21 protein-coding genes and 1 pseudogene are annotated in these 26717 nt (G+C 52.0%); 18 read left to right on the top strand and 4 right to left on the bottom strand.

Going from position 1 to position 26717, the window contains the following annotated elements:
* Positions 1-114: 114 nt before the first annotated feature.
* The 4 genes from ABS784_RS15660 (at position 115) to ABS784_RS15645 (ending at position 5471) form a co-directional block, all read left to right on the top strand.
* Positions 115-534: a CoA-binding protein gene (locus tag ABS784_RS15660; protein ID WP_160156257.1), complete on the top strand. Its 420-nt coding sequence runs from the start codon at positions 115-117 to the stop codon at positions 532-534.
* 154 nt (positions 535-688) lie between these two features.
* Positions 689-2626: a DNA topoisomerase IV subunit B gene (parE, locus tag ABS784_RS15655; protein ID WP_352513163.1), complete on the top strand. Its 1938-nt coding sequence runs from the start codon at positions 689-691 to the stop codon at positions 2624-2626.
* Between the two features lie 59 nt (positions 2627-2685).
* A complete protein-coding gene (parC, locus tag ABS784_RS15650; protein ID WP_352513161.1) occupies positions 2686-5130 on the top strand; it encodes a DNA topoisomerase IV subunit A in 2445 nt (814 codons plus the stop codon).
* A complete protein-coding gene (locus ABS784_RS15645) occupies positions 5127-5471 on the top strand; it encodes a PilZ domain-containing protein (RefSeq protein ID WP_352513159.1) in 345 nt (114 codons plus the stop codon). The genes parC and ABS784_RS15645 overlap by 4 nt, the downstream gene beginning before the upstream one ends.
* A gap of 85 nt (positions 5472-5556) precedes the next feature.
* Here ABS784_RS15645 and ABS784_RS15640 read toward each other — a convergent pair whose 3' ends face one another.
* Entirely contained in the window at positions 5557-6285 is a 729-nt protein-coding gene (locus tag ABS784_RS15640) for a MerR family transcriptional regulator (protein ID WP_352513157.1), read from the bottom strand.
* Positions 6286-6568: 283 nt separating this feature from the next.
* Between ABS784_RS15640 and treP the strand changes: the two genes are divergently transcribed.
* The 7 genes from treP (at position 6569) to ABS784_RS15605 (ending at position 15926) form a co-directional block, all read left to right on the top strand.
* Positions 6569-7987: a PTS system trehalose-specific EIIBC component gene (gene treP / locus ABS784_RS15635; RefSeq protein WP_011231239.1), complete on the top strand. Its 1419-nt coding sequence runs from the start codon at positions 6569-6571 to the stop codon at positions 7985-7987.
* Positions 7988-8101: 114 nt separating this feature from the next.
* Positions 8102-9793, top strand: a complete 1692-nt coding sequence (gene treC / locus ABS784_RS15630) for an alpha,alpha-phosphotrehalase (protein ID WP_011231238.1) — start codon at positions 8102-8104, stop codon at positions 9791-9793.
* A 22-nt stretch (positions 9794-9815) separates the two neighbouring features.
* Positions 9816-10529, top strand: coding sequence for a trehalose operon repressor (treR, locus tag ABS784_RS15625; protein ID WP_033005839.1), 714 nt, complete (start codon positions 9816-9818; stop codon positions 10527-10529).
* A gap of 213 nt (positions 10530-10742) precedes the next feature.
* Positions 10743-12155, top strand: a complete 1413-nt coding sequence (locus ABS784_RS15620) for a Na+/H+ antiporter NhaC family protein (protein ID WP_011231236.1) — start codon at positions 10743-10745, stop codon at positions 12153-12155.
* A gap of 408 nt (positions 12156-12563) precedes the next feature.
* Positions 12564-13013: an acyl-CoA thioesterase gene (locus ABS784_RS15615; RefSeq protein WP_011231235.1), complete on the top strand. Its 450-nt coding sequence runs from the start codon at positions 12564-12566 to the stop codon at positions 13011-13013.
* A gap of 130 nt (positions 13014-13143) precedes the next feature.
* Positions 13144-14643, top strand: a complete 1500-nt coding sequence (locus ABS784_RS15610) for an aminotransferase class V-fold PLP-dependent enzyme (RefSeq protein ID WP_014195845.1) — start codon at positions 13144-13146, stop codon at positions 14641-14643.
* A gap of 104 nt (positions 14644-14747) precedes the next feature.
* Positions 14748-15926 carry an acyl-CoA dehydrogenase family protein gene (locus tag ABS784_RS15605; protein WP_011231233.1) on the top strand — a complete coding sequence of 393 codons (1179 nt, stop codon included), beginning with the start codon at positions 14748-14750 and terminating at the stop codon, positions 15924-15926.
* Positions 15927-16023: 97 nt separating this feature from the next.
* On the opposite strand, the gene speE is transcribed toward ABS784_RS15605, so the two are convergent.
* Positions 16024-16899: a polyamine aminopropyltransferase gene (speE, locus tag ABS784_RS15600; RefSeq protein WP_011231232.1), complete on the bottom strand. Its 876-nt coding sequence runs from the start codon at positions 16897-16899 to the stop codon at positions 16024-16026.
* 296 nt (positions 16900-17195) lie between these two features.
* The gene (gene nsrR, locus ABS784_RS15595; RefSeq protein WP_011231230.1) at positions 17196-17639 is read right to left on the bottom strand and encodes a nitric oxide-sensing transcriptional repressor NsrR; all 444 of its coding nucleotides are present in this window, start codon (positions 17637-17639) and stop codon (positions 17196-17198) included.
* Between the two features lie 171 nt (positions 17640-17810).
* Here nsrR and hmpA point away from each other — a divergent pair, with 171 nt between their 5' ends.
* The 7 genes from hmpA (at position 17811) to ABS784_RS15560 (ending at position 25285) form a co-directional block, all read left to right on the top strand.
* Positions 17811-19046 carry an NO-inducible flavohemoprotein gene (hmpA, locus tag ABS784_RS15590; protein WP_011231229.1) on the top strand — a complete coding sequence of 412 codons (1236 nt, stop codon included), beginning with the start codon at positions 17811-17813 and terminating at the stop codon, positions 19044-19046.
* Positions 19047-19269: 223 nt separating this feature from the next.
* Positions 19270-20172 (top strand): formyltetrahydrofolate deformylase, encoded by a 903-nt coding sequence (gene purU / locus ABS784_RS15585; protein ID WP_011231228.1) that lies wholly within the window; start codon positions 19270-19272, stop codon positions 20170-20172.
* Positions 20173-20281: 109 nt separating this feature from the next.
* Positions 20282-20656 (top strand): replication termination protein, encoded by a 375-nt coding sequence (locus ABS784_RS15580; RefSeq protein WP_011231227.1) that lies wholly within the window; start codon positions 20282-20284, stop codon positions 20654-20656.
* 159 nt (positions 20657-20815) lie between these two features.
* Positions 20816-21658, top strand: a complete 843-nt coding sequence (locus tag ABS784_RS15575) for an ATP-binding protein (RefSeq protein ID WP_369792898.1) — start codon at positions 20816-20818, stop codon at positions 21656-21658.
* 10 nt (positions 21659-21668) lie between these two features.
* Positions 21669-23573, top strand: coding sequence for a nitric oxide reductase activation protein NorD (locus ABS784_RS15570; protein WP_011231225.1), 1905 nt, complete (start codon positions 21669-21671; stop codon positions 23571-23573).
* Positions 23574-23590: 17 nt separating this feature from the next.
* Positions 23591-24832 carry a DHH family phosphoesterase gene (locus ABS784_RS15565; protein ID WP_014195842.1) on the top strand — a complete coding sequence of 414 codons (1242 nt, stop codon included), beginning with the start codon at positions 23591-23593 and terminating at the stop codon, positions 24830-24832.
* Between the two features lie 258 nt (positions 24833-25090).
* On the top strand, positions 25091-25285 hold the full coding sequence (locus tag ABS784_RS15560) for a hypothetical protein (RefSeq protein WP_021321620.1): 195 nt from the start codon (positions 25091-25093) through the stop codon (positions 25283-25285).
* Between the two features lie 261 nt (positions 25286-25546).
* On the opposite strand, the pseudogene ABS784_RS15555 reads toward ABS784_RS15560, so the two are convergent.
* A pseudogene (locus ABS784_RS15555) lies at positions 25547-26517 on the bottom strand (helix-turn-helix domain-containing protein).
* Between the last annotated feature and the right edge of the window lie 200 nt (positions 26518-26717).

The following is a 26717-nucleotide window of genomic DNA, read 5'->3' as shown; positions in this document are numbered from 1 at the left end:
TGTTCGGTCACTCGACAGTCGGATGAAATGATCGGTAAAAACGAAAAATGTTAAAGCTTTAAATTGCATCTATATAGTACAGCAAAAAGGAGAATAAAGGAGGGAGAGACCTCGATGCCCATTGTCAACCCAAGCCGGGAAGAAATCGGCGAGATTTTGCGCAAGGCGAAGCGGATTGCCGTCGTTGGGTTGTCCAACAATCCGGAGCGCGAGTCGTATATGGTGGCGAAAGCGATGAAAGACGCTGGATACGAAATCATTCCGGTCAATCCGATGATCGATGAGTGGGAAGGCATTCCGGCGGTTGACCGATTGACTGACATCGAAGGCCATGTCGACATCGTCGATGTGTTCCGCCGCTCTGAGCATTTGCCCGAGCTGGCCCGCGAGTTTGTGCAAATCGACGCCGACGTGTTTTGGGCGCAGCTCGGCGTCGTCAACGAAGAGGCATACCGCTTTTTGAAGGAGAAAGGCTGCACGGTCATTATGGACCGCTGCATTAAAGTGGAACATGCACTCACCAAACGCGCCTAATTGATGAAACGGCCATCTTGTTCGAGATGGTCCTTTCGTTTTTTTGTCGCACTTGTCCGAATTTGTCGGGGGATGTCAAAAGGCAATGGACAGTCGGGAAGTTTGTGGTACAATAGAAACAGGTGTTCTTGTTTTTGTAGGAAGGGGTGGCCTTGTGGCAAAGCATGCGACATACGAATATAACGAAGATGCCATTCAAGTGTTGGAAGGGCTCGAGGCAGTCAGGAAGCGGCCGGGGATGTACATCGGCAGCACCGACAGCCGCGGCTTGCATCATCTTGTCTACGAAATTGTTGACAACTCGGTCGATGAGGCGTTGGCCGGATATGGAAATTACATTTTGGTGCAAATACATAAAGACAACAGCATCACGGTTTTGGATGAGGGGCGCGGCATGCCGGTCGGGATGCATAAGCTCGGCAAGCCGACGCCGGAAGTCATTTTGACCGTGCTTCATGCCGGCGGCAAATTCGGCCAAGGCGGCTATAAAACGAGCGGCGGCCTGCACGGAGTCGGGGCGTCGGTTGTCAACGCCTTATCAGAATGGCTGGTCGTCACGATTCATCGCGACGGCTTCATTTACCGGCAGCGGTTTGAGCATGGAGGCAAACCGGTGACGACGCTAGAGAAAATCGGCACAACGAACAAAACCGGAACCATCATTCAATTTAAGCCGGACCCAACGATTTTCAGCACGACAGTCTTCGATTATGAAACATTGAGTGAACGGCTGCGCGAATCGGCGTTTTTGTTAAAAGGGCTGAAAATCGAACTCGTTGACGAACGGACCGGCATGCGCGAGGTGTTCCACTATGAAAACGGAATTGAAGCGTTTGTCGCCTATTTGAATGAGGAGAAAGATGTGCTCCACCCGGTCGTTTATTTTGCTGGCGAGCAAAACGGCATTGAAGTCGAGTTTGCGTTCCAGTTTCATGACGGTTATTCGGAAAACGTGCTGTCGTTTGTCAACAACGTGCGCACAAAAGACGGCGGCACGCATGAGGCGGGTGCGAAAACGGCGATGACGCGCGTTTTTAACGAATACGCCCGCCGTGTCGGTTTGCTCAAGGAAAAAGATAAAAATTTGGAAGGAACCGATATTCGCGAAGGGTTGTCCGCGGTCGTTTCGGTGCGCATCCCAGAGCACTTGCTGCAGTTTGAAGGGCAGACGAAAGGAAAGCTCGGAACGAGCGAAGCGCGTTCGGCCGTCGATGCGGTGGTGTCCGAGCAGCTGATGTACTTTCTGCAAGAAAACCCGGACGTAAGCGCGATGCTCATTAAGAAAGCGATCCGGGCCTATCAGGCGCGTGAAGCGGCCCGCAAAGCGCGCGAAGAGGCGAGAAGCGGCAAAAAGCGGAAAGGGAAAGAGGCGCTCTTAAGCGGCAAGCTGACGCCGGCGCAAGGGCGCAATCCGCAAAAAAATGAGCTCTATCTCGTTGAAGGCGATTCGGCGGGCGGTTCGGCGAAACAAGGGCGCGACCGTCGATTCCAGGCGGTGCTTCCGCTGCGCGGAAAAGTCATCAACACGGAAAAGGCGAAACTTGGCGATATTTTGAAAAACGAGGAAATCAATACGATCATCCACGCCATCGGCGGCGGCGTCGGGGCTGACTTTTCGCTCGATGATGTCAACTACGACAAAGTGATCATTATGACCGATGCCGACACGGACGGCGCCCATATTCAAGTGCTGCTTTTGACGTTTTTTTACCGCTACATGCGTCCGCTGATTGAAGCGGGAAAAGTGTACATCGCCTTGCCGCCGCTTTACAAAATCAGCAAAAAAAGCGGCAAAAACGAAATCGTCGAATATGCGTGGACGGACGAGCAGCTGAAAGAAATTACGAAAAAAATGGGCCGCGGCTATACGATTCAGCGCTATAAAGGGCTCGGCGAAATGAACGCCGATCAATTATGGGAAACGACGATGAACCCACAGACGCGTACGCTCATCCGCGTGCGCATTGAAGATGCGGCCCGCGCCGAACGGAGGGTGACGACGCTCATGGGCGACAAAGTCGAGCCGCGCCGCAAATGGATCGAAACGCACGTCGCCTTCGGGCTCGAAGAGGAACCGGGATGGATCGGCTGATGGCGGCGTGAAAAGGCGCCGCCTTTTTGGTGCTGATGTGTTAGGAAAGGAGAATGACGATGGCAGAACGATTGCTGGAAATGCCGTTAGAGGACGTGCTTGGCGACCGCTTTGGCCGCTACAGCAAATACATTATTCAAGACCGGGCGCTCCCGGATGCGCGAGACGGGCTGAAGCCTGTGCAGCGCCGTATTTTATATGCGATGTACATTGATGGCAACACGGCTGACAAGCCGTTTCGCAAGGCGGCGAAAACGGTTGGAAACGTGATCGGCAACTTCCATCCGCACGGCGATTCGTCCGTGTATGAAGCGATGGTGCGGATGAGCCAAGATTGGAAGCTGCGCAACGTGCTTGTGGAGATGCACGGCAACAACGGCAGCATCGACGGCGACCCGCCCGCGGCGATGCGCTACACAGAGGCGCGCCTGTCGGCGATTGCCGCTGAATTGCTTCGTGATATTGACAAAGAAACGGTTCCGTTTGTGCCGAACTTTGACGATACGACCGATGAGCCGACCGTCCTGCCGGCGATGTTTCCGAATTTGTTGGTGAACGGCTCGACCGGGATTTCAGCCGGCTATGCGACCGACATTCCGCCGCATGCGCTTGGCGAGGTGATCGATGCCGTCTTGATGCGGATCGATCAGCCCGACTGCACCGTTGATGAGCTGATGACGGTTCTTCCCGGCCCCGATTTTCCGACCGGCGGCATCATCCAAGGGAAAGATGGCATCCGCAAGGCGTACGAGACCGGCCGCGGGAAAATCATCATCCGCGCCAAAGCCGCCATCGAGCAGGGAAAAGGCGGGAAAAAGCACATTGTCATCACGGAACTGCCGTATGAAGTGAACAAAGCGAATTTAGTGAAAAAAATTGACGAGCTTCGCCTCGACAAAAAGCTCGACGGCATCGCCGACGTGCGCGATGAAACGGACCGGAACGGGCTGTCGATCGTCATCGAGTTGAAAAAAGACGCTGATGCGGACTCGATTCTCAACTACTTGTACAAAAACACGGATTTGCAAGTGCCGTACAGCTTCAACATGGTGGCGATCCATGAGCGCCGGCCGAAGCTGATGAGCCTGCCGGAGCTGTTGGATGCGTACATCGCCCACCGGAAAGAAGTCGTCACGAACCGCTCGCATTTTGAGCTGAAAAAAGCGAACGAGCGAAAGCACATCGTCGACGGCTTGATTCGGGCGCTTTCCATTTTGGATGAGGTGATTGCGACGATTCGCGCTGCAAGCGACAAGCGCGACGCCAAAGAACGGCTGATGGCTCATTACGGATTCACCGAAGCGCAGGCCGAGGCGATCGTAACGCTCCAGTTGTATCGGTTGACGAACACCGACATTACGGCTCTCCGCCAAGAAGCCGAAGAACTGGACAAAACGATCGCGGAACTCACGGCGATTCTCGCCGATGAGAAGAAGCTGCTTGGCGTCATCAAAAAAGAGTTGAAGGCGATGAAAAAGCAATACGCCGACGAGCGGCGGACGGTCATTGAAGAGGAGATTGAAGAGCTGAAAGTCAAGATGGAGGCGCTCATTCCGGCGGAAGATGTGATCGTCACCGTGACAAAAGAAGGATATGTGAAGCGGACGAGCTATCGTTCCTACAGCGCCTCAAACGGCCAAGACATGGGCATGAAGGAAACGGATCGGCTGCTCGCCCAACTTGAGATGAATACGACCGATGTGCTTTTGCTTTTCACCCGCCGCGGCTACTATTTATACTGTCCGGTGCATACGCTCCCTGATATCCGTTGGAAAGAGGTCGGCCAGCACATTTCCCATCTCATTCCGCTTGAACGCGACGATGAACTCGTCGCCGCTGTTCCAGTCTCTTCCTTTAACACCGGGGAGCAGCTCATCTTTGTGACGAGGCAAGGACTCGTGAAGCGGACTGAACTGGCGCAATATCAAGTGCAGCGCTACACCCGCCCGCTTGTGGCCGTCAATGTGAAAGAGGATGATGACGTCGTCGCCGTCTACGCGACGGATGGATGCGGCCATCTTTGGCTTGCGACGCATGATGGACATGCGCTCTTGTTTGCCGAGGAGGAGATCAGCCTTGTTGGCGTGCGCGCGGCTGGCGTGAAAGGGATTCAATTGAAGGAAGGGGACTTTGTCGCCGCCGCGTGCCCCGTTCGCCTGGAAGAGGGGGGCTCATTCGTCGTCGTGACGCAGCGCGGGGCGGTGAAAAAAGTGGCCATGAGCGAGTTTGAGCCGTCTTCACGGGCGAAGCGCGGCGTTGTGATCATACGTGAAGTGAAGTCCAACCCGCATCGCATTGTTGGCGCTGTCTTTGTCGGTAGCGATGAAGAAGCGGTTGGGCTGCGGACGGAAAAAGGAGTCATCGAGACGATTCAAGCTTCTTCGCTCCGTCCGTCTGACCGTTACAGCACCGGTTCTTTTGTCGTTGACACTGACGAAGCAGGGCTGGTGATTGACGTCTGGAAAGAGCCTGAGAAAATGCTTGGAAAAGGGGAAGAAGGATGAGGTTTAAACGTCAAGAACCGTTCCGGTATCAGTTTGGCCGGCCGCTCCCGGCCGGGCTGCGCATAGCTGATGCCAGCTACAACGTTTTGATTGATGACATAAGCCCGCATGGAATGAAGATGGAAGTCGAAAGCCGGCTTCCATTTTCCCATGATGGAGTGCCGGTGGAAGTGTCATTTGCGCTGAGCGGCGCTTCGTTTACGGTCCAAGGCAAGCTCGTATGGGAAAAGCCGTTTGCCCGCATTCGCTATTACGGCGTCCGCCTCTATCTCACCCAACAAGAAGAAGCGCGCTTGATCGAAGCCATCAAACGGCATGCGGTCGAGAGCCGTCGAACATGATGCAAAAGGCCCCGCGTTTTGGCGGGGTCCCTTTTTTGAAGTATGGCACACCAATGAATGTGTTATTTCTTTGAACAGCTCATCCTTACCAAAATTTCCACCATTTGTGCCGAGCTCGAGCGGCACTCGCGCTGGCAGCGGTTTGCCGGAACGACAACACGAGCTCGCGAAACGCTTTTTCCCGCTCCAAAATGCGCAGTTCGAGCTGTTTGCGCTCCTCTTCCTGTCTTGCTTTTTCCTCTTGACAGAACGCGACGACCGTTTCCAAATGTTCATGCAGCTGTTCCGTTTTTTGCTGCCAGGCGTCCTCGTAATCGCGGAGCGAACGGCGCACCGTTTCGGCAGCTGCGGTCGTTCGCTCCTCGATGTAGTCGAGGCGGCCTTTCACGTCATCCATCGCTTGCCGGACCGCAGCTGTCGTTTCCTGTTTCAAGGCGTCGACGATATCGTCTTTTAAGCGGGCCGCTAACTGCTCGGCTATGTATGGCATCCCTTGATGCAACAGGCGGGGCACATCGATGATTTCCCCTTCCATGACGGCTGTTTCCACTTGAGCGGCTGTCTCGTTGGCTCCCTCTTCCAGTTGTCCGTCCATTTGCTTGATCATTTCAGCCACTTCGCGTGGGTGGCGGCCGTCCTCAAGCCAAGTGCGAATATGGCGAAACCGATTGATCAGTTCATCGGTGTAGATGCGCGCTCCCTCGATTGTGCGCGGGACGACAATCGATTCTGCAAACTGTTTTTCCCATTGTTTCAAATCCCGGGCCGTCACCCCGATTTTTTTCGCTGCTTCGCGGAGTGTATAGGTTTTCATCGCAGTCTCATCCTTTCTTGTCGTTTGGCATATTGTTTATTTTCCTACTCGGTTGATGATTTTCCTGCTTCTTGACAAAACATCACAAAAGAAGTGGAAGTTAGCAAAAAAACAACAACTATTGTCGAAAAATGAAGAAGGTCATCGAAAGATGTTGACAAACTTGTATATACAAGATAAAATGGATTCAGGTTGTATATACAAGTTTGTTTGCAACCGGTTGCTGAAAGCGATTTAACGCTATAGCGGTCGTTGTTAAGGAAAGAAAAGGGAGGCGTTCATCATGGGGGCATACCAACAAGCAGCCGCGCAAATCGTTGAAGCCATCGGCGGCAAAGAAAACATCGTCGCCGCCACGCATTGTGTGACGCGGCTTCGGTTTGCGCTCAAAGAGGAAGGAAAAGTCAATAAGGAAGCGCTTGAGCGCATCGATGTCGTCAAAGGGTCGTTTTCGGCAAACGGCCAGTTTCAAGTCGTCATCGGCCAAGGGCTTGTCGATAAAGTGTATGACGACCTCATCGAGCTGACGGGCATCGGCCGGGCGACAAAGCAGGAGATTAAAGACGCTGCGGAAGCGAAGCTCAATCCGCTGCAACGCGCGATTAAGACGCTGGCTGATATTTTCATTCCCATCTTGCCGGCAATCGTGACGGCCGGTTTGTTAATGGGGATTAACAACGTCTTGACAGGCCCAGGCATTTTTTACGAAGGGAAATCGTTTGTCGAGGTGCACAAAGAATGGGCCGATTTGGCGAACATGATCAACTTGATCGCCAATACGGCGTTCGTCTTCCTGCCCGGTTTGATCGGCTGGTCGGCGGTGACGAAATTCGGCGGCAGCCCGCTCTTAGGGATTGTCCTTGGTTTGATGCTCGTCCACCCAGATTTGCTCAACGCTTGGGGCTGGGGAGCGGCGAAAGAAAAAGGAGAGATTCCGGTTTGGAACTTGTTCGGCTTTGAAGTGCAAAAAGTCGGCTACCAAGGACAAGTGCTGCCGGTGCTGGTGGCTTCCTACGTGCTGGCGAAGCTGGAGCTGTTTTTGCGCAAGCGCATTCCGGATGCGTTTCAGCTGTTGCTTGTCGCGCCGCTTGCGTTGCTCATTACGGGCTTTTTGGCGTTCATCGCCATTGGGCCGATCACATTTGCGATCGGCAATGCCATTACCCACTTGTTTGTCACGATTTTTGACACGGTTCCGGCTCTTGGAGGATTGTTGTATGGAGCGTTGTATGCGCCGCTTGTCGTCACCGGGATGCACCATACGTTCTTGCCGGTTGACTTGCAGCTGATTGCCAATACCGGTGGCACGTTCCTTTGGCCGATTTTGGTCATGTCAAACATCGCCCAAGGTTCGGCAGCGTTGGCGATGATGTTTGTCGCGAAGGAGGAAAAGCTGCGCGGTTTGTCGTTTACGTCGGCTGTTTCCGCGTATTTAGGCATCACGGAACCGGCGATGTTCGGGGTCAACTTGCGCTTTCGCTTCCCGTTTATCGCAGCGATGACAGGGGCGGCAATCGCTGGCATGTTCATCACGATCAATAAAGTGATGGCCCCGTCGATCGGCGTCGGCGGCCTGCCGGGTTTCTTGTCGATCGTGCCGCAAAAGTGGACGCCGTTCTTTATCGGCATGGCGATCGCGATTGCGGTGCCGTTTGCGCTGACGTTTGTCTTTGGGAAAGTGCGTAAAGCCGCCCGCTCATGATTGCCGTGTGTGGAAGCAAGAGAACGATGTGCGAAATCATTTATTTCCCGCCCGTACCATTGGCCGCCGATGCCAATGGTATGTTTTTTATCCCGACGAACGAGGTGAAGAGAGATGTCAACAACCCCTTGGTGGAAAAAAGCAGTCGTTTATCAAATTTATCCGAAAAGCTTCTACGATACGAATGGAGACGGCATTGGCGATTTGCCGGGCGTGATCGAGAAGCTCGATTATTTACAAAAATTGGGTGTCGATGTCATTTGGCTGACGCCGATCTACGCGTCGCCGCAGCGCGACAACGGTTATGACATCAGCGATTATTTCCGCATCCATCACGAATACGGAACGATGGACGATTTTGACCGTCTGCTTCACGAAGTGCATGCGCGCGGCATGAAGCTGGTGATGGACATGGTCGTCAACCATACCTCAACCGACCATGAATGGTTTCAGCAGGCGCGCTCCTCGAAAACGAACCCATACCGCTCGTTTTACATTTGGCGCGACCCGAAGCCGGACGGCGGAGCGCCGAACAACTGGCAATCGAAATTCGGCGGCTCGGCGTGGGAATACGACGAACAAACCGGCCAATATTACTTGCATTTGTTCGATGTGACACAAGCGGACTTGAACTGGGAAAACGAAGAGCTGCGCCGCCGCATTTATGACATGATGCATTTTTGGCTCAAAAAAGGAGTGGACGGCTTTCGGCTTGACGTCATCAACTTGTTGTCAAAAGACCAGCGCTTCCCGGATGATGACGGTTCGGTGCCGCCGGGGGACGGGCGCCGCTTTTATACGGACGGACCGCGCATTCATGAGTTTTTGCAAGAGATGAACCGCGAAGTGTTTTCGAAATATGACGTCATGACGGTCGGGGAAATGTCGTCGACGACGATCGATCATTGCATCCGCTACACGAACCCGGAAAACCACGAGCTCAATATGACGTTTAACTTTCACCACTTGAAGGTCGATTACCCGAACGGAGAAAAATGGGCAGTCGCCCCATTTGATTTCCTTGCCTTAAAACGCATTTTGTCCGAATGGCAAGTCCGGATGTATGAAGGCGGCGGCTGGAATGCGCTCTTTTGGTGCAACCACGATCAGCCGCGCATCGTGTCGCGCTATGGCGATGACGGGACGTATTGGAAAGAGTCAGCGAAAATGCTGGCGACGACGATCCATTTGATGCAAGGGACGCCCTATATTTACCAAGGCGAAGAAATCGGCATGACCGATCCGAAATTCACCGATATTCGCGACTACCGCGACGTTGAGTCGCTCAACATGTACCGGATTTTGCGAGAACAAGGCAAAAGCGAGCAAGAAGTGATGGAAATTTTGCAGCGAAAATCGCGCGACAACTCACGCACGCCGATGCAATGGGACGACAGCCCGCATGCTGGTTTCACGTCCGGGACGCCGTGGATTCGCGTCGCCGACAACTACCGACGCATTAACGTGAAACAGGCGCTCGCCGACCGCGACTCGATTTTCTACCACTATAAGCGGCTCATTGAGCTGCGCAAACAGTATGATCTCATTACGACCGGGCGCTATGAGCTGCTGCTTGCGGACGATCCGCATATTTTCGCCTATATGCGTCATGGCGATGGAGAAAAGCTGCTTGTTGTCAACAATTTTTATCCAATCGAAACGACGTTCACGCTGCCGAAAGAAGCAGGAGCCGATGGCTATACGGGAGAACTGCTGCTTGCCAATTATTCGGACGCGCCGGCCGATTTTCGCCGCATGCAGCTGCGCCCATACGAATCGGTTGTTTATCTTTTGCGCCGGCCGTGATACAATACAAGCGGTGATTCTTATGCATGAAAACAAATATTTAACCATTTACCATGACCTCATTTCCCGCATCCGCCGCGGAGAATGGAAGGCGTACGACAAGCTGCCATCGGAACACGAGCTGGCCGCCCGATATGAGACATCGCGCGAGACGATTCGCAAAGCGCTCCATTTGTTGTCCGAGCACGGCTATATCCAAAAAATGAAAGGAAAAGGATCTATCGTTCTTGACGTCGGCAAATATGACTTTCCCGTATCCGGATTGGTCAGCTTTAAAGAACTGGCGCAGACGATGAAGCAGCCGGTGCGGACGATCGTGCATGAACTGGCGATCATCAAGCCGGATCGCGAGCTCAGGCAGCATCTGCGCGCCTCAAGCAAAGACGAAGTGTGGAAAGTCGTGCGCGTCCGGGAAATCGGCGGAGAGCGGATTATTTTGGATAAAGACTTTTTTCTGAAAAAGCATGTGCCGCTATTGACCAAAGAGATTTGCGAAGACTCGATTTATGAATATTTGGAAACGAAGCTGTATTTGCCGATCAGCTTTGCGAAAAAAGAAATATCGGTCGACGAAGCGACGGACGAAGACCGGCGCTATTTGGATTTGCATGGCGATGACCGCGTCGTTGTCGTCAAAAACTATGTGTATTTAAGCAATGCTGCATTGTTTCAATATACGGAATCGCGTCACCGGCTCGACAAGTTCCGATTTGTCGATTTTGCGCGCCGGAAATGACAACGCCTTCTGTGCCCCAGGTTGTTTGGGAGTCAGCCCGGGGCGGATGGAAGTGAGCCACGCTGCAAACTGCAGCGCGGCTTTTTTTGTTTGCACGGGGCAATATAATTTTAATAAGTAAAACTATGTTCTAAATCATCAATAAAAATCATAAAAAAACTACATTATGGCTATCCTTCTTGGTAACAACATCATCGCAAAGGAGGCGCCGACGTGGAAGGAACATGGTGGTCGCTGTTGCCTTTTCTGCTCATCATTCCGTTGGCGGTATGGCTGAAAGAAATTTTGCCCGGCCTCGTGGCCGGATTGCTCGTCGGAGCGTTTTGCCTTGAGTGGTCGGCTGTCGGCGCGATTGAGCGCGCTGTTTCCGCTGTTCTTCACGCCCTGACCGATCCGGAGCATATGAAGGTGGCCGCGTTTTTGTATTTGTTCGGTTCGCTTGTCGGCATGATGCAAATTACCGGCGGGATCAAAGGGTTTGTCGAGAGACTCTCCGGCCGCATCCGCTCGAAGCGGGGGATTTTGTTGTTCGTTTGGCTGACGGTGCCGGTGACGTTTTTTATGCCGATGTTTCGCATTATGCTCCTTGGACCAGTGATGAAAGCGGTCCTTCGCCAGTTTCGCATCGACCGCCGCCGCATGGCGTACATGATCGACGTCTCGACCGAGCCGATCATCGTGCTTTTGCCAGCGGCGACAGCGTTCGTCGGCTTTATGACTTCTGTTGTCGCCGCGGCGCTTGAGCAAAACGACATTCACGAATCGCCGTATGACGTGTTTTTGCGCAGCCTGCCGTACAACTTGTTTGCGATTGTCGCTCTGGCCGTCGGGGTGTTGACGACGATGTTGAACATCCGGATCGGCAAACCGCGGGCGAAAAAAGGAGAAGGGGAAACGAATACACTGCACGGGCTCGGATTGCGCAAGGAGCTGGCGCTGATCAACGGGGAGCCGTTGCACTTGTTTGTCCCGCTGGCGCTGTTAATCGCGCTGACGTTTGCCTTTTTCGTGTACGACGGGAGGAAACGCGGGGCAGAGAATTGGTGGGAGGCGTTTTCCGCGGCCGATGCGACATGGGCGATGCTGTTGGCGCTGTTTGTGACCATCCTTTTGTCGATGATGTTTTATTTGTGGCGCCGACAATCGCTCTCAGAGTTGACGTACCACTTTTTTGCCGGAGGAAACGAGCTGATGGCGCCGATCGGCATGCTCGTTCTCGTATGGGCGGTCTCGGCGGTGGCGGGGGAACTCGGATTTGCGGAGTACGTGTCGTCGACGTTCGGCACATGGCTGCCGGGGGCATTCGTGCCAGCGGCCGTGTTTTTGGTCGGATCGTTTTTATCATACTTTATCGGTTCTTCATGGGGAACGTGGGGCATTTTGATGCCGCTTGGCGTCACGCTTTCCCATGCGACCGGGGCGCCGCTCGAGGTGACAGTCGGCGCCGTGTTTGCGAGCGGGACGTTTGGCGCCTTTGCTTCGCCGCTTGGCGATACGACGATTACAACGGCAGCCATTATGGATATGGACTTGATGAGCTATGCGAAATACAAATTGCGCCTCTCTCTCCTTTGCGCCGGCGTGTCGCTTGCAGGATACGTTCTTTTGCCGCTTTGGGCCGGTTGACCGCAGACGCCCCGTCTGCCCTCGCCGGGCTTTTTTATCTACCCTGAAAATGTCAAAACTATATAGGTTCCAATTGTTCGTTACCATTTGCACTTCGATACATGCGGATGCAATCTAATGTGTCAGGCAATCGGCGAAGTGTAAACCAAAAATTCAACTTAATTGAAAGAGATTTTCATCCTTTCGTGCAACGTACTGGATTCGCGACAATATTTCATGTCACAAACAATGTTCTAAATAATCAATAACCCAAAAAAACAATTGCATATCCCAATCAATCGGAGTATGATAAAAACAACATACTGACTAGTTGGTAGCTACAAATCAAACTTGCTCCCGCCCCATGCTCACCCAAACGAATATTGTGGGCGAAAGGGGCAAAAAAAGGCAAGAAAGGAAGAGGGAGAAATGAAGACGCACATCATTACCGTCAATCCACGCTTTTGTGAAACTGATGCGCTCGGACATTTAAGCAACATTAGCTATTTTATTTATTTAGAAGAAGCGCGCACCCGCCTGTTTGATGAATTGCGTTACGGCGGGCGAACGGACGACTGGCATTTTATTTTAGCTTCCACCAAGTGCGATTTTATCAACCAAGGATTCTTCGGACGACGATTGCGCGTGGAAACCAATGTCTCCCGGATCGGCAATAAAAGCTTTCAATGCATTCATCGCATCATGGAAGAGGAAACAGGAAGACTGATCGCCATCGGAGAGGCAGCGGTCGTCCATTTTAATTTCCAAACCCAAACGAGCGAACCATTGCCCGATGACTTGCGGACCATGCTTGCCGAATACCTTGCGCCGTCCGTGGGGGAAACGATTTCGCCGTTATCGTGCAAAAAAAAGGAGTAAAAAAGGGAGTGGAATATCATCCGCCTGTACGGCGGATTTTTCATTTTCAACTTTCCCACGTTTTTTGGACCGAACCACCGAAGGCGACATACTTTGTAAATAGACGAAATGGCGGAAAGGGGGAATCAACATGGCCATTCACGCTGTGATCGGCAATGCGGTGTATACATGCCGCGGAGAGCTTGAGACGTATTTTCAGCCGTTTCGCGATGGAACGATCGGCCGCTTTCATCCGTTTTCTACGCCGTTTGGCAAACAGCGGCTTATTTACGCCGACTGGACGGCAAGCGGGCGGCTGTACCGGCCGATTGAAGAGAAGCTGACGCATGAGCTCGGTCCATTTGTCGGCAACACGCATACGGAATCGAATGTGACCGGAACGAAAACGACGCTTGCCTATCGCTATGCAAAAGAAATCATCAAACAGCACGTTCATGCCGGGAAAAACGATGTCTTGATCATGCAAGGCGCCGGGACCACAAGCGCCGTCAACAAGCTGCAGCGTCTGCTTGGCTTGCGCGTACCGGAACGGTGGAAGCGCCGCTTGTCCCTTCATGATGAGGAGCGGCCAGTCGTTTTTGTCACCCATATGGAGCACCATTCAAATTTATTGCCATGGGTGGAAACCATCGCGGAAGTCGTGGCGGTCCGGCCGACAGAGAACGGGGATGTCGATCTTGACCATTTGCGCGAGCTGCTGGAGCGCTACCGAGATCGGCCGCAAAAAATCGGTGCATTTACTGCTTGCTCGAACGTCACGGGGTTGGAAACCCCATATCATAAGCTGGCGAAAATCATGCACGAGCATGGCGGCCTTTGCTTTGTTGATTTTGCTGCTTCCGCTCCGTACGTCCGCATCGATATGCATCCGGACGACCCAATGGAGCAGCTTGATGCCATTTATTTCTCTCCCCATAAGTTTCTCGGGGGGCCGGGAAGCGCCGGCGTGCTCATCTTTGACAGCCGGCTTTATCATCAGCACGCTCCGGATCACCCCGGCGGCGGGACGGTGTATTGGACCGACCCGTGGGGGAACTATGAATACATCCAAGCCATTGAGGAACGCGAAGATGGCGGAACACCGCCGTTTTGGCAAACCATCAAGGCAGCGTTGGCCATCCAGCTGAAAGAGCAAATGAACGTAAAACAGATGCGCGCCCGCGAAAAGGAACTTGTTTCCCTTCTTTTGCCGGCGCTAAAAAGCACTCCCGGCGTCCGCGTGCTTGAAGGACATCGGGACGACCGTCTTGGCATCATCTCATTTGTCATAGATGGATTGCATTACAACCTTGTTGTCAAACTGCTGAATGATCGCTTCGGCATTCAAGCGCGCGGCGGCTGTTCCTGCGCCGGACCATACGGCCACTATTTGCTTGGCATCGACAAGGAACAATCCGCTGCGCTGCTTCAAGAAGTCAAAAACGGCAATCCTCTCGCCAAACCAGGATGGGTGCGTCTGTCGCTCCATCCTACGATGACGAACGAAGAAGTGTATGCGATCATCCGCGCCGTCCGTCAAATCGCCCGCTATGGCCGCCGCTGGCAGGAGGAATACGAGTACGATGCTGGGAAAAATGAGTTCGTCCACCGTGACGATGATCGGTACATTCGGCATTTCTTTCTCTTTTAAGCTTCCGAGAGCAAGGACGGTCATTTTCCCGTGCGTTTTTGTTTTCAGTCCTAGCCAGAACTCGGTACAATAAAGGCATCTTGACCAAAAGAAGGGGAGAACCGATGAACGAATTGTACCATTTGCTTGTGCGGACCGATCGGGAGCAACAATTGTACAACCAAGCGCGCCGCCTTGCGGAACGATTTGTCCAACGGGCAGCGCATGATGACGAACAGGCAACGTTTCCATTTGCCGATTTTGCCGATTTAAAAGAGGCTGGATTCCTTTCCTTGACCGTCCCGACTGAATACGGCGGCCAAGGGGCATCGCTTTATGAGCTTGTGCTCGTGCAAGAAACGATCGCCCAAGGCTCTGGGGCAACGGCATTGTCGTTTGGTTGGCACGCCAGCATTCTCATGCGTTTATTTTTGCTCCGCCGCTGGCCGGAGCCCGTTCTCGCCCGTTTGGCGAATGAAGTCGTTTGCCGCCACGCGCTCATCAACAGCGCCCACTCTGAACGGACAACTGGCAGCCCGGCGCGCGGCGGTAAACCGGAAACGACGGCCGTCTTTCGCCATGGCCGCTGGGTGCTTCGGGGGCGAAAGACATTTGCATCGTTAGCCCCTGCGCTCGATTACGTATTGATTTCCGCCACGATGGAAGACGGTCGGGTCGGTGAATTTCTCGTGCCGATGTCTGCTTCAGGCATCCGCATCGAGCCGACGTGGAACACGCTTGGCATGCGGGCGACGCGCAGCGATGATCTTGTTCTTGAAGAAGTCGAAGTCGACCAAGAGGCGCTCGTAGAGACGCTTGGAGAAGCGAACGAAGCCGCTCCGGCGCAAGGATGGCTGTTGCACGTGCCGGCTTGTTACTTAGGCATCGCCATTGCGGCGCGCAATGAGGCGCTTCGCTTTGCCAAGACGTACCAGCCTAATACCCTGCCTCACCCAATCGCCCTAACACCCGAAGTGCAGCGGAAAATCGCTGAAATGGAATGGCGCCTCACCCATGCGCGCCATTTCCTGTACGCGGTCGCCGACTTATGGGATCGCTATCCGGAAAAACGGATGGCGATGAAAGAGGAGTTGGCAACAGCCAAATTGGTCGCCACCAATACCGCGCTTGAAGTCGTCGATTGGGCGATGCGCATTGTCGGCGGACAAAGCTTGTTTGCTGACAATCCGCTTCAGCGGCATTACCGTGACGTCCGTGCTGGATTGCACAACCCGCCGGCGGATGACTTGACGTTTCAATGGCTTGCTAAGCGGGCACTGACCCACAACCCACCGGCGCAATGAAACAAGAAAGCGGGTGGAATAATAGAAAGATCACTCAAATGACACAAAAAAAGCTGTCCCCTCACAAAGCAGGGACAGCTTTTTCCATGCCAAGCCGTTATTCCACCTCAAGCGCCGAGCGCAAAAACTCGGGCAAGGCGAAACATTGACGAAAGACCGCATCATTGACGTATTTCGTGTCGTTTGGAATGGTTGTCTGCGCCGGAAAATCGAGCGGCCGTTTCGAGCCGATCGTAAAGCTCCACAGTCCGCCTGGATACGTCGGCACCACCGCGGTGTACACAAGCACATGCGGGAACAGTTCGCGAATATTGCGGTACGTCCGTTTCAAAATATCCAAGTGGAAAATCGGCGACTGGCTTTGGCAGACCATCAGCCCGTCTGCTTTCAACGCGCGATGGACGTTGGCGTAAAACTCCGGTGAAAACAAGGCTTCCGCCGGGCCGACTGGGTCAGACGAGTCGATCATAATGACGTCGTAGACGTTTTCTTTCTCTTGCACAAACACGACGCCATCATCATAAACAAACCGCACGCGCGGATCCGATAAGTTGCCGGAGACGGCTGGCAAATGCTCTTTGCACGCCCGGACGACTTTTTCGTCGATTTCCACCATATCGATGGCTTCAAGATGAGCGTATTTCGCCGTCTCACGAGCTGCGCCGCAGTCGCCGCCGCCGATGATGAGCACCCGCTTCGCTTCCGGATGAAACTGCAGCGGCACGTGCGAAATCATTTCGTTATAAATATGGCCGTCAATCGAGGTCGTTTGCACGACGCCATCGAGTACGAGCATGCGGCCAAAATCGTACGAATCCAAAATCATCACATGCTGGTACTCGGACGGCTCGGCAAAAATCACCTCTTTGATTCGATAGCTGATTTTTAAGTTGTCGCGATCATCTTCGGTGAGCCAAAGCTCTCCATTGTCCATATGCAAGTAAGGTGGCAAAGCGCTTCCTTCGTGTTTCATTGTGACCTCCTTTAGTCATGCAGATGTTTTCACACCTTTCTAATCTTAATATATTCTTCGTCTTGTGGCAAACAAAGGGGATGTGGTCGGCCGGTGCCGGACGTATTCATCCCGCCGCCCATGTTTGACGACTGGTTTCGTTTTTCCAACTGATGATCGTTCTTGCCGCCACATCCCGCGCAAAGGCCGCCATCGGTTTCGCATCATCCCGCGTCTTCCTTCCGTAGAGCGATGCTTAGTGATCGTGTGCCTGCCAAACGCCAAAAAACTCTCCAGCTTATAGCCAGAAAGTTTTCTCAACCGCGCCGCTCTTTCAATAAAGAACGAAGCGACGCTCGGTCTTCAAGCAAATCGGCGAGCGTATACGCATCCAGCACACGCAAAAACGCCTCTAACGCCTCGTGAAGTGCGAAGCGAAGCCGACATACCGGCGTTAAGACGCACTCATTGCCGTGGGCGGCAAAACACTCGACAAGCGACAAGTTTTCCTCCGTTTCGCGAACAACCGCGCCGATGACAATCTCCGCGGGGCGTTTCGCAAGGCGGATTCCACCGTTGCGCCCACGGATCGTTTCAATGTAGCCGAGTTTGCCAAGCTCATAGACGATTTTGCTTAAATGATGCTCTGAAATGGAAAAGGCAGCGGCAATGTCTTTGATGTTCGTTTTTTCTTCTTCATCAAGCGCGCCTAAAAACAAGAGGACGCGCAAGGCGTATTCCGTATAGTTCGTCAACTGCATCGTGATTCACAACCTTTAAGCGACATTCTTGATCCCATTGTACCACACCTGATTCGAACGGAGAATTGTGAACAATTTATTAAAGATGTATTTGAAATATTGTTTTTTCGCAGTGCTCATGGTTGAATAAAAGATGTATTAAAAATACATGTTTTACAAGGGGATGAAATCATGACAACGACAACGAAATTGCATCCAAAAACGATTGAAATTGTGAAATCAACGGTGCCTGTCTTGGAAACACATGGCGAACAAATTACGAAGCGGTTTTATGAACTCATGTTTTCCAATCATCCGGAACTGCTCCATATTTTCAACCACGCCAACCAAAAGCAAGGGCGGCAGCAACGCGCCTTGGCCGCAGCCGTGTATGCGGCAGCGCGCTATATCGACCAGCTTGATGCTATTTTGCCGGTTGTGCGGCAAATCGGCCATAAACACCGCAGCTTAGGAATCAAACCAGAACAATACCCGATCGTCGGAAAGCATTTGTTGCTGGCGATCAAAGACGTGCTCGGCGACGCCGCCACCGACGAAGTGATCACGGCTTGGGCGGAAGCATATGAAGCCATTGCGTCCGTTTTCATTCAAGTGGAAAAAGAGCTCTACGATGAGGCAGCGGCCAAACACGGAGGCTGGCGTGACTTTCGCCGATTTGTCGTCGTGAAAAAGGTGAAAGAAAGCGGCGTCATTACTTCGTTTTATTTGGAGCCGGAAGACGGCAAGGCCATCAGTGATTATTTGCCGGGTCAATACGTGAGCGTCAAACTGTCGATTCCGGGCGAGACGTATACGCATATTCGCCAATACAGCTTATCGGATGCACCTGGAAAAGGGTATTACCGCATCAGCGTCAAACGGGAAGCAGCTACAGCGGACAAGCCGGCCGGCATTGTTTCCAACTATTTGCATGATCATGTCCAAGAGGGCGACGTGCTCGAGCTTAGCGCTCCAGCCGGCGATTTTACGCTTGATTTGTCCAAAACGACGCCGGTTGTGTTCATCAGCGGCGGCGTCGGCATCACTCCGCTTTTGAGCATGGCGCATACGTTGGCCATCCGCCAACCGACCCGCCCAGCGGCGTTTTTGCATGCTGCTTTGAATGGCCGCGTGCACGCGTTTGATAAGGAGCTTCGGATGTTGGCGGAACGCCCGTCATTTTCTTACCGTATTTGTTACGAGTCGCCATCCGACGAGGATCGCCGCCATCCACATTTTGGCAAAGAAGGGCGGATCGACCTCGCATGGATGCAATCCGTGATCCCGACGAAAGACGCAGACTTTTATTTCTGCGGCCCGATGCCGTTTATGAAAACCGTCTATCGTGCCCTAAAACAATGGAGTGTGCCAGAGGAGCACATCCATTACGAATTTTTCGGCCCGGCCGGCGATTTGACGAAAGACTGAGAGAGGTTTTTCGCTTGCCAGGGGGATGACCCAAAAGGGTCATTTTTCTTAACAAAACACAACATATTGTTTCTTAATGATTGTTTTATACCTATATACGGTAATAAGAAAGGGTGTCCCGATCCTTTTGGGACACCCTCTTTTGTTATCTTCCCTGTTGGCAAGTTCATGAATTTTTTGTATGATGAATTGCAAGAAAAGCAAGAAAAGGGAGAGACAACGCATGACGACATTTCGCCAACATCGCTGGCAATCATTTTTGCAAGGTTACGAGCAGCGCGCTCGAATCCTTATCTCCTGCCCAGATCGCCCGGGCATCGTCGCGGCAGTGACGTCGTTTCTGTACGAACAAGGGGCGAATATCGTTGAATCGAGCCAATATTCGACCGATCCTGAGGGAGGGACGTTTTTTCTCCGCTTGGAGTTCGACTGTCCAAACATCGCCGAGCGAAAAGAAGAGATCGAAGCGGCGTTTGCCCCGATCGCTGCTGAATTTGAGATGCGTTGGCAGCTTCGGCTGCACAACGACATTCGGCGAATCGCGATTTTTGTCTCCAAAGCCGAGCATTGTCTGCTTGAACTTCTTTGGCAATGGCAGGCGGGAGAGCTGATCGCCGACATCGCCCTTGTCATCAGCAACCACCCCGACTTGCGCGAGACGGTCGAGTCATTTGGCATCCCTTATGTGCATATTCCGGTGACGAAAGAAACGAAAGCGGACGCCGAAGCCGAACAAATCCGTCTGCTTCGCGACTATCAGATCGACACCATCGTGCTTGCCCGCTACATGCAAATTTTGTCGCCGGCGTTTGTCGCTGAATTCTCGGGACGGATCATCAACATCCACCACTCATTTTTGCCCGCCTTTATTGGCGCGCGTCCGTATGAGCGGGCGTATGAGCGCGGCGTCAAATTGATCGGCGCCACATCGCACTACGTCACCGACGATTTGGATGAAGGGCCGATCATTGAGCAGGACGTCGCCCGCGTGGACCACCGCCACCATCCGGACGACTTAAAGCGGATCGGCCGACTGATCGAAAAAACGGTGCTCGCCCGGGCGCTTCGGTGGCATTTGGAAGACCGGGTCATCATCCACGGAAACAAAACGATCGTGTTTTATTGAACCCAAGCGGGAGAGGATTTTTCCTTTCCCGCATGGTATAATGAAGACAAGCAGGATTTGGCCGCCCAAAGAGCGAAATTTCATCCGTAGGGAAGGAGGGAAAAAGCCTATGGGAGAAAAACGGACGCCCAGCGGTTTTCTGTTAAAACAACGTGCGTTTTTAAAATTGTATTTGATTACGCTCACCGAACAGGAGCGGCTCTACGGGCTGAAGCTGCTTGATGTATTGCGCCAAGAGTTCAAGCCGTTCGGCTACCGGCCGAACCACTCCGAAGTGTATAAGGCGCTGCACGATTTGATCGAAGACGGCATTTTAAAACAAGTGAAACAGAAAAAAGAGGGAATGAAGTACCAAGAAGTCGTTTACTATCGGTTCGCCGAGGGCGGACAGGAAAAGGCGAAGCTGTACAAACGCCAGCTCAAAGCGGAGCTTGATCGGTGCGCGGCGCTCATTCGCAAGGCGATTGAGGACAACTTCGGTTGAGAGCGCCTCGTTTTTTCTTTGTTATATTTACATAATATATTTATGGTCTAGTTCTTTTGTTTTGCGTCCCGCCGGGCGATCTAGTAGAATGAGAGGGGAAGATCGCCACAGAGAGGAAGTCAGAAGATGGGAACATGGCCGTTGACGGTCACGAAAGAAATGGAAAAGCGAAAAGAACTGTTCCGCCGCGATCCGGATCGCGCGTTGATTGGAGCGGGCGGGTACAAGGCGGCAGATGAGGCGATCGTGCACGATGCCGCCATTGCGCTCGCGCTTGGGAAAAACGTGCTCTTAAAAGGCCCGACCGGATCGGGAAAAACGCGGCTTGCTGAAACGTTGTCCGCTTTGTTTGGTCAACCGATGCACAGCATCAACTGTTCCGTGGACTTAGACGCCGAAGCATTGCTCGGTTTTAAGACGATCGTGCACAAAAACAGCCAGGCGGTGATCGAGTACGTGCCCGGACCAGTCATCCAGGCGATGACAAAAGGGCATTTGCTATATATTGACGAAATTAATATGGCGAAACCAGAGACGCTGCCGATTTTAAACAGCGTCCTTGACTACCGGCGGCGGCTCACGAATCCGCTCACCGGCGATCTCGTGCAGGCGAAACCGACATTTGGCGTCATCGCCGCGATCAATGAAGGCTATATTGGCACCGTACCGCTCAATGAGGCGCTCAAAAACCGGTTTGTCGTCATCAATGTGCCGTATGTGCAAGGAGAAACATTAAAATCGGTATTGTTGGCGCAAACTACATTAACGGATGAAACGTTGATCGATCGTTTCGTCGCCCTGTCGGCTGATCTGCTTGTGCAGGTGCGAAACGGACAAATCGCCGAGGAAGCGGCTTCGGTGCGCGCTTTGTTGGATGCGTGCGATTTGGCGGCGTACATGCCGCCATTGCGGGCCATTGAACGAAGCATCGTCGATAAGCTCGACGATGAACGGGAACGGGCCGCAGTGCGCAACATCGCTGAAACGTGGTTTGACGAATAGGAGGCTCGGCATGGAGCGGTTTATGATGTTCAATGACCGAACGGTCGACTCGAGTTTGGTCATGCAGCTTTCTGACCTCGCCCAAACGCTCATGCGCCGCCGCGACGTTGCCATCCAGTTCGCCGCCCATTCCGGCGTGCATTGTGTCAAGCCGGTCGTTTACGTCAGCCATTTTTGGGATGGGTATCCACCATTGGAGCGGGAAACGGCAATGAAAAGCGACGTCGGCTTGCGCATCATCGGCACGTATCGGCACACCGACCGATTGGCGGTTCGCGCCTTCCGACATGCGGTGGAATCCCGACCGCTCTCCAAGCTTTCCAAACAGCTGTTTACATTCGCTGAAGATCTTCGCTTGGAAGCCGTCTGTGAGCGGGAACGTCCCGGGATGAAGCGATGGTTCCGCACGCGCCGCCGCTTGTACCGCCGCTACTTCACTCAGCAATGGCAAGCGAATCGAACGCGCGGCGCTTGGGCTGATCAGTTTTTGGCGGGGATGTATTTGCGGCTCACGGCCGATTCGCCGCTTGATGATGCGCCGCTGGCTCCGATGGCGGATGAAGCGGTGCAGGCGCGCCTTGAAACGTTATGGCCGCAATTTTTTGATGCTTCCTCGACAGCCGAGGTGGCGGACTGGGCGTTCGCCGTTGTGGAACTGATGAAGGACGTGCTGCCTCATGATATGGTCAATGCCTATACATCGCTGCCAATCGTTGAGGATGATGCGGACGAGAAAACGATGACGCTTCAAGATCTCAAACGGACCAACCCATTGGAAAACCGCGATGCCCTTCAAGAGGCCGATGGAGAGGCCAAGCGGCAAGTGCTGCCAACGTGGCATCGGGAAACGAGCCGGGCGGGTGGAAGCTTTCTCCGCTTTGAGCTCGAACGAGGCAGCCGCACCGAGATCATCAGCGATAAGGCGAGGCCGGGTGAAGACGGTGATCAGGCGCTGGCCGTCGTGAAAGGAACGTCTCGGCCGACGGCGCGAAACGAGTATGGCCTGGAAGCGCAAGCATCCTTCAGCGAACAGCCGCCGGCTGGAAACAGTGCGCCGTATGGCGAGGCCAACCGCCAAGCCGATCTTGTGCTTCTTCCTTCGTCGCCAAACCTCGCGCATCTTGAGCAATACCGCGCCAAACAGGCGGCGGTGGCGCCGTACCGAAAACGGCTTGTGCGCATCATGGAACAATGGCTTGAACACAAGCGCTCCGCTTGGCGCACGAACTTGCCCGTCGGTCGGCTGCGCAAACAATTGGTGTCGTTTTTCACTGATGAGCGGCCGCGCTTGTTTTACAAAAAAGGCGAGCCGACGCGGCGGTTTGATGCAGTCTTCGGCCTGCTTGTCGATTGCTCGGCTTCGATGCATGACAAAATGGAAGAGACGAAAACCGGGCTCGTTCTTTGCCATGAGGTGCTGAAAACGTTGCGCGTGCCGCACCAAATTGTCGGATTTTGGGAAGATGCGAACGAAGCAGCCGCTTCGCGTCAGCCGAACTATTTGCAGATGGCGGTCTCATTCCATCGCTCGCTTGAGCCGTCGAGCGGCCCGGCGATCCTGCAGCTCGAGCCGCATGAAGATAATCGCGATGGATTGGCGATTCGCTGGATGACCGAACAGCTCCTCAAGCGCCCGGAAGCACAAAAAGTGCTGCTCGTCTTCTCTGACGGCGAACCCGCCGCGTACGGATATGAACAAAACGGCATCATCGATACGCACGAAGCAGTCGCCGAAGCGCGCCGCCGCGGCATTGAGGTCGTCAATCTCTTTTTAGGCCACGGGGCCGACGATGAGTCAACGCGGCGGACGATTGAAAACATCTATGGTCGCTTCCGCGTCTTTGTTCCGCATGTGAGCGAGTTGCCGGATCGGCTGTTGCCGCTCTTGAAAACGTGGTTGCAAAAAAGTTTGTGACAAAAAGGTGGGACCCCATGATCAAATTATTCACTGACAGCGATCTAGACGGCATCGGTTGCGGATTGCTCGCGAAGCTGGCGTTTGCCGAGGTGAACATTTCGTTTTGTTCCTATCGCAATTTGGATGAACGGGTCATCCAATTCTTGCAAAGCGACGAGGCCAACGGCGCCATGTTGTTTATCACCGACTTGGCCGTCGGCAAGGAAGTGGAACAGCAACTCGCCGAACGGGCGGCGCGCGGCGGCCATGTGCAAGTGATCGACCACCACGTGACGGCGCTTCATTTCAATGACTACCCGTGGGGACAGGTGGTGCCGGTGAGGGATGATGGCAAAAAGACGTGCGCCACCTCGCTCTTTTACGACTATCTCGTCCGCGAGGGAAAACTCGCACCTAATGAAACGCTAGATGGGTTCGTCGAGCTCGTCCGCCAATACGACACGTGGGAATGGGAAGAGAATGGGAATTTGCAAGCGAAGCGGCTGAATGATTTGTTGACGATTTTCGGGCTTGACGGCTTTTGGGAGACGATGAGCGAGCGGCTCGCCTCCAGAGAACCGTTCTCCTTGACCGAGACGGAAGAGCTGCTTCTCGATATGGAAGAGAAGAAAATTCAGCGTTACATTCGGCAAAAGCAAAAACAGCTTGTTCAGCGCTGGCTTGGTGACTATTGCATCGGCGTCGTCTTTGCCGAGCGCCATTTGTCGGAATTGGGCAATGCGTTATCCAAGCGTTATCCTCATCTTGACTTGATCGCTTTAGTCAACATGGGGACGAAACATATTGGCTTTCGCACCATTCATGATGACGTCAACGTCGCTGAGTTTGCCCTGCAATTCGGTGGCGGCGGCCATCCCAAGGCGTCCGGCTGTTTGATCGATGATACAACATTTCCGCTGTTTGTCGTCGAGACGTTCCCGCTTCTGCCGGTATACGGTGATGCGGAACAAAACCAATTGAACAAAAAAGACGAGGCCGAAGGAGTGTTTTGGACAAATCACCATGGCCAATGGTGGCTGAGTCGTAAAACCGCTCAAGGTTGGAACGTGTATGCCGATGGGGGAGAGACCCATACGTTCCCAGAGGAAATCGCCGGCGAACGCTGGCTGAAGCGGCAGTTTGCCGCTGGCCTTGCCCATGATGCAGCCGTGCTCGACTTTTTAAGCGTTCGGCTCGGACGAGACAAAGATGCCATTCAAGCCGACTATAAAGCGGCCGTCAAACAATACAAGCAACAAACCGGCATTGAATCATGATGCCGGTTTTCTTTTTCTAAGAAACTGAACTGTGCTAAATCGGATTGCGGCGCTAACCGGCAAGGTCATCACAACCCGCAAGGTCCAACAGCCACATATGCGCAAAAAGAAAAAGGTGTTCCGATCTCTTTTAGGAAGGATTGGGACACCTTTATTTGTTGCGGAAACGCCGAAGAGAAAATGTTAACATAATTGTAACAGTTTTTGTGTTTAGGAAAAACAGTCTTTGATTATAATAATAATAGGGAGGTGAAGACGGTGAAACAGTATGTCTTTTCCTTCTACACAGTCCAAGGGAAAACGATTGTGTGGGAAGAGGCCATTTCGGCATCTGGGATGATGGAAGCCTTTTCAAAAGCCCAACGGCTTCTGGTGAAACATAAGCAAGAAAAAGGCGTGCCAGTTCGCGTTCGGTATAAAGGCGTCCGCTATCGTCAAACGGATATTGCCTAAACGAAAGGAGAAAGGATGAGATCATGCGGTCCCTGCAGCTGCCGACGCGCAGTGGGTAACGTGCAGCTTCTTGAATGAGAATCAAGAGGCTGCGCGTTTTTATTTTATTTTATTTTAGGTGGGCGTGTCGATGGGCGTTTTTTTGTTTTGTCTCACTATTATGAGATTACTTGTTATCGAAACAGACTCTTTCGTAACTTCTTATAATTTATATTATGTCTACTAAAATTTAAAAAATATATGAGTGGCTTTTGATTACCACTACTCTTTCTTTATTTGATAAAATTCTTCGCTAAATTGTTTGTCTTGTTTCAACCATCTAAAATAAGTTCCTAATGTAATTCCAACTGTTTCACATGCTTGATGAACGCAATAACTTTTTCGATATTCATCGATAAAAGCTTTTTTTCTTGCTGCAACAGCTTGTTTTGTTCTTTTTAATTTCGCATTTTGCAATGTTTCTGCATCCATATTTTTATCTGGGAACGCTTCAAATTTGCGTTTTAAGTATAATCCTTTATCGTGATAAATCCAGTCGTAAAATTCCTTAATGTTTTTTCTGCCGCTCATATATAAACGAATATGTTTTTCTTTTTTGGTTAAGTACACGTCAAATCCTCGCGCTTTTAGATGATGTTCTAATACCGTCATGAAATCGAGAGAACCGCCAACAAAACTGACTAAATAGCCACGAGAATAAATATTTCCATCACCGTCAAAATAGCCTCTTATAAAATGATTTAAATACACTTCTGGAACATACGGAAATTTTATATCCAATGATTTATTTGGTGTGACACCATGTATCTCCATTAGATCGTTTTTCATAACTTTGCTATTGAGATATAACATATAAACACCAGTTTGCTTATTTTGATAAAGTGGTTGATTAGACCCCTAATTCGTCTCTGATTTGTTCTAAAATATATTTTTCTTTTTGCGCGAATCCGATCGTCTGAAAATCATTGGAGACAAAACCGTCCGCTATAAAAAAAACCTAAGATATAAGCCATATTTTTAGACCAAGTCTTGAAATAATCTTCATTTAACTTATACTCACGCTTCCAACTACCAAACGGCCTTTTTTCAATATTATGATCAGACAAAATCATTCTTATATATCTTGGGGACACATTGGAAAGCTTTGCAATTTCGGTGGTACTAGCACCTTCAAGATAAAGTTTTATAATTTCGTCTATCTCCAACGTTCGTTTTATATTTTTTCTTGTCATCTTTAAAACCCCTTTCATATTTATTTTTATTTAAAATATATTATAGGAACAAACGTTCTTATTGTCCATATAAAATTAAAAATATTCACAACCTCCCGCTCTAATTAATGAATGAAAATAAATCACAAAAAACATCCATGAGTAAATTTTACTCCCCACCCAGGCATGAAAATCCATCTCTCCTTCCATAATGGAGGATG

Source organism: Geobacillus sp. G4 (assembly GCF_040327975.1).
Lineage (GTDB): Bacteria > Bacillota > Bacilli > Bacillales > Anoxybacillaceae > Geobacillus > Geobacillus thermoleovorans.
This window is presented reverse-complemented; position numbering and strand designations above follow the sequence as displayed.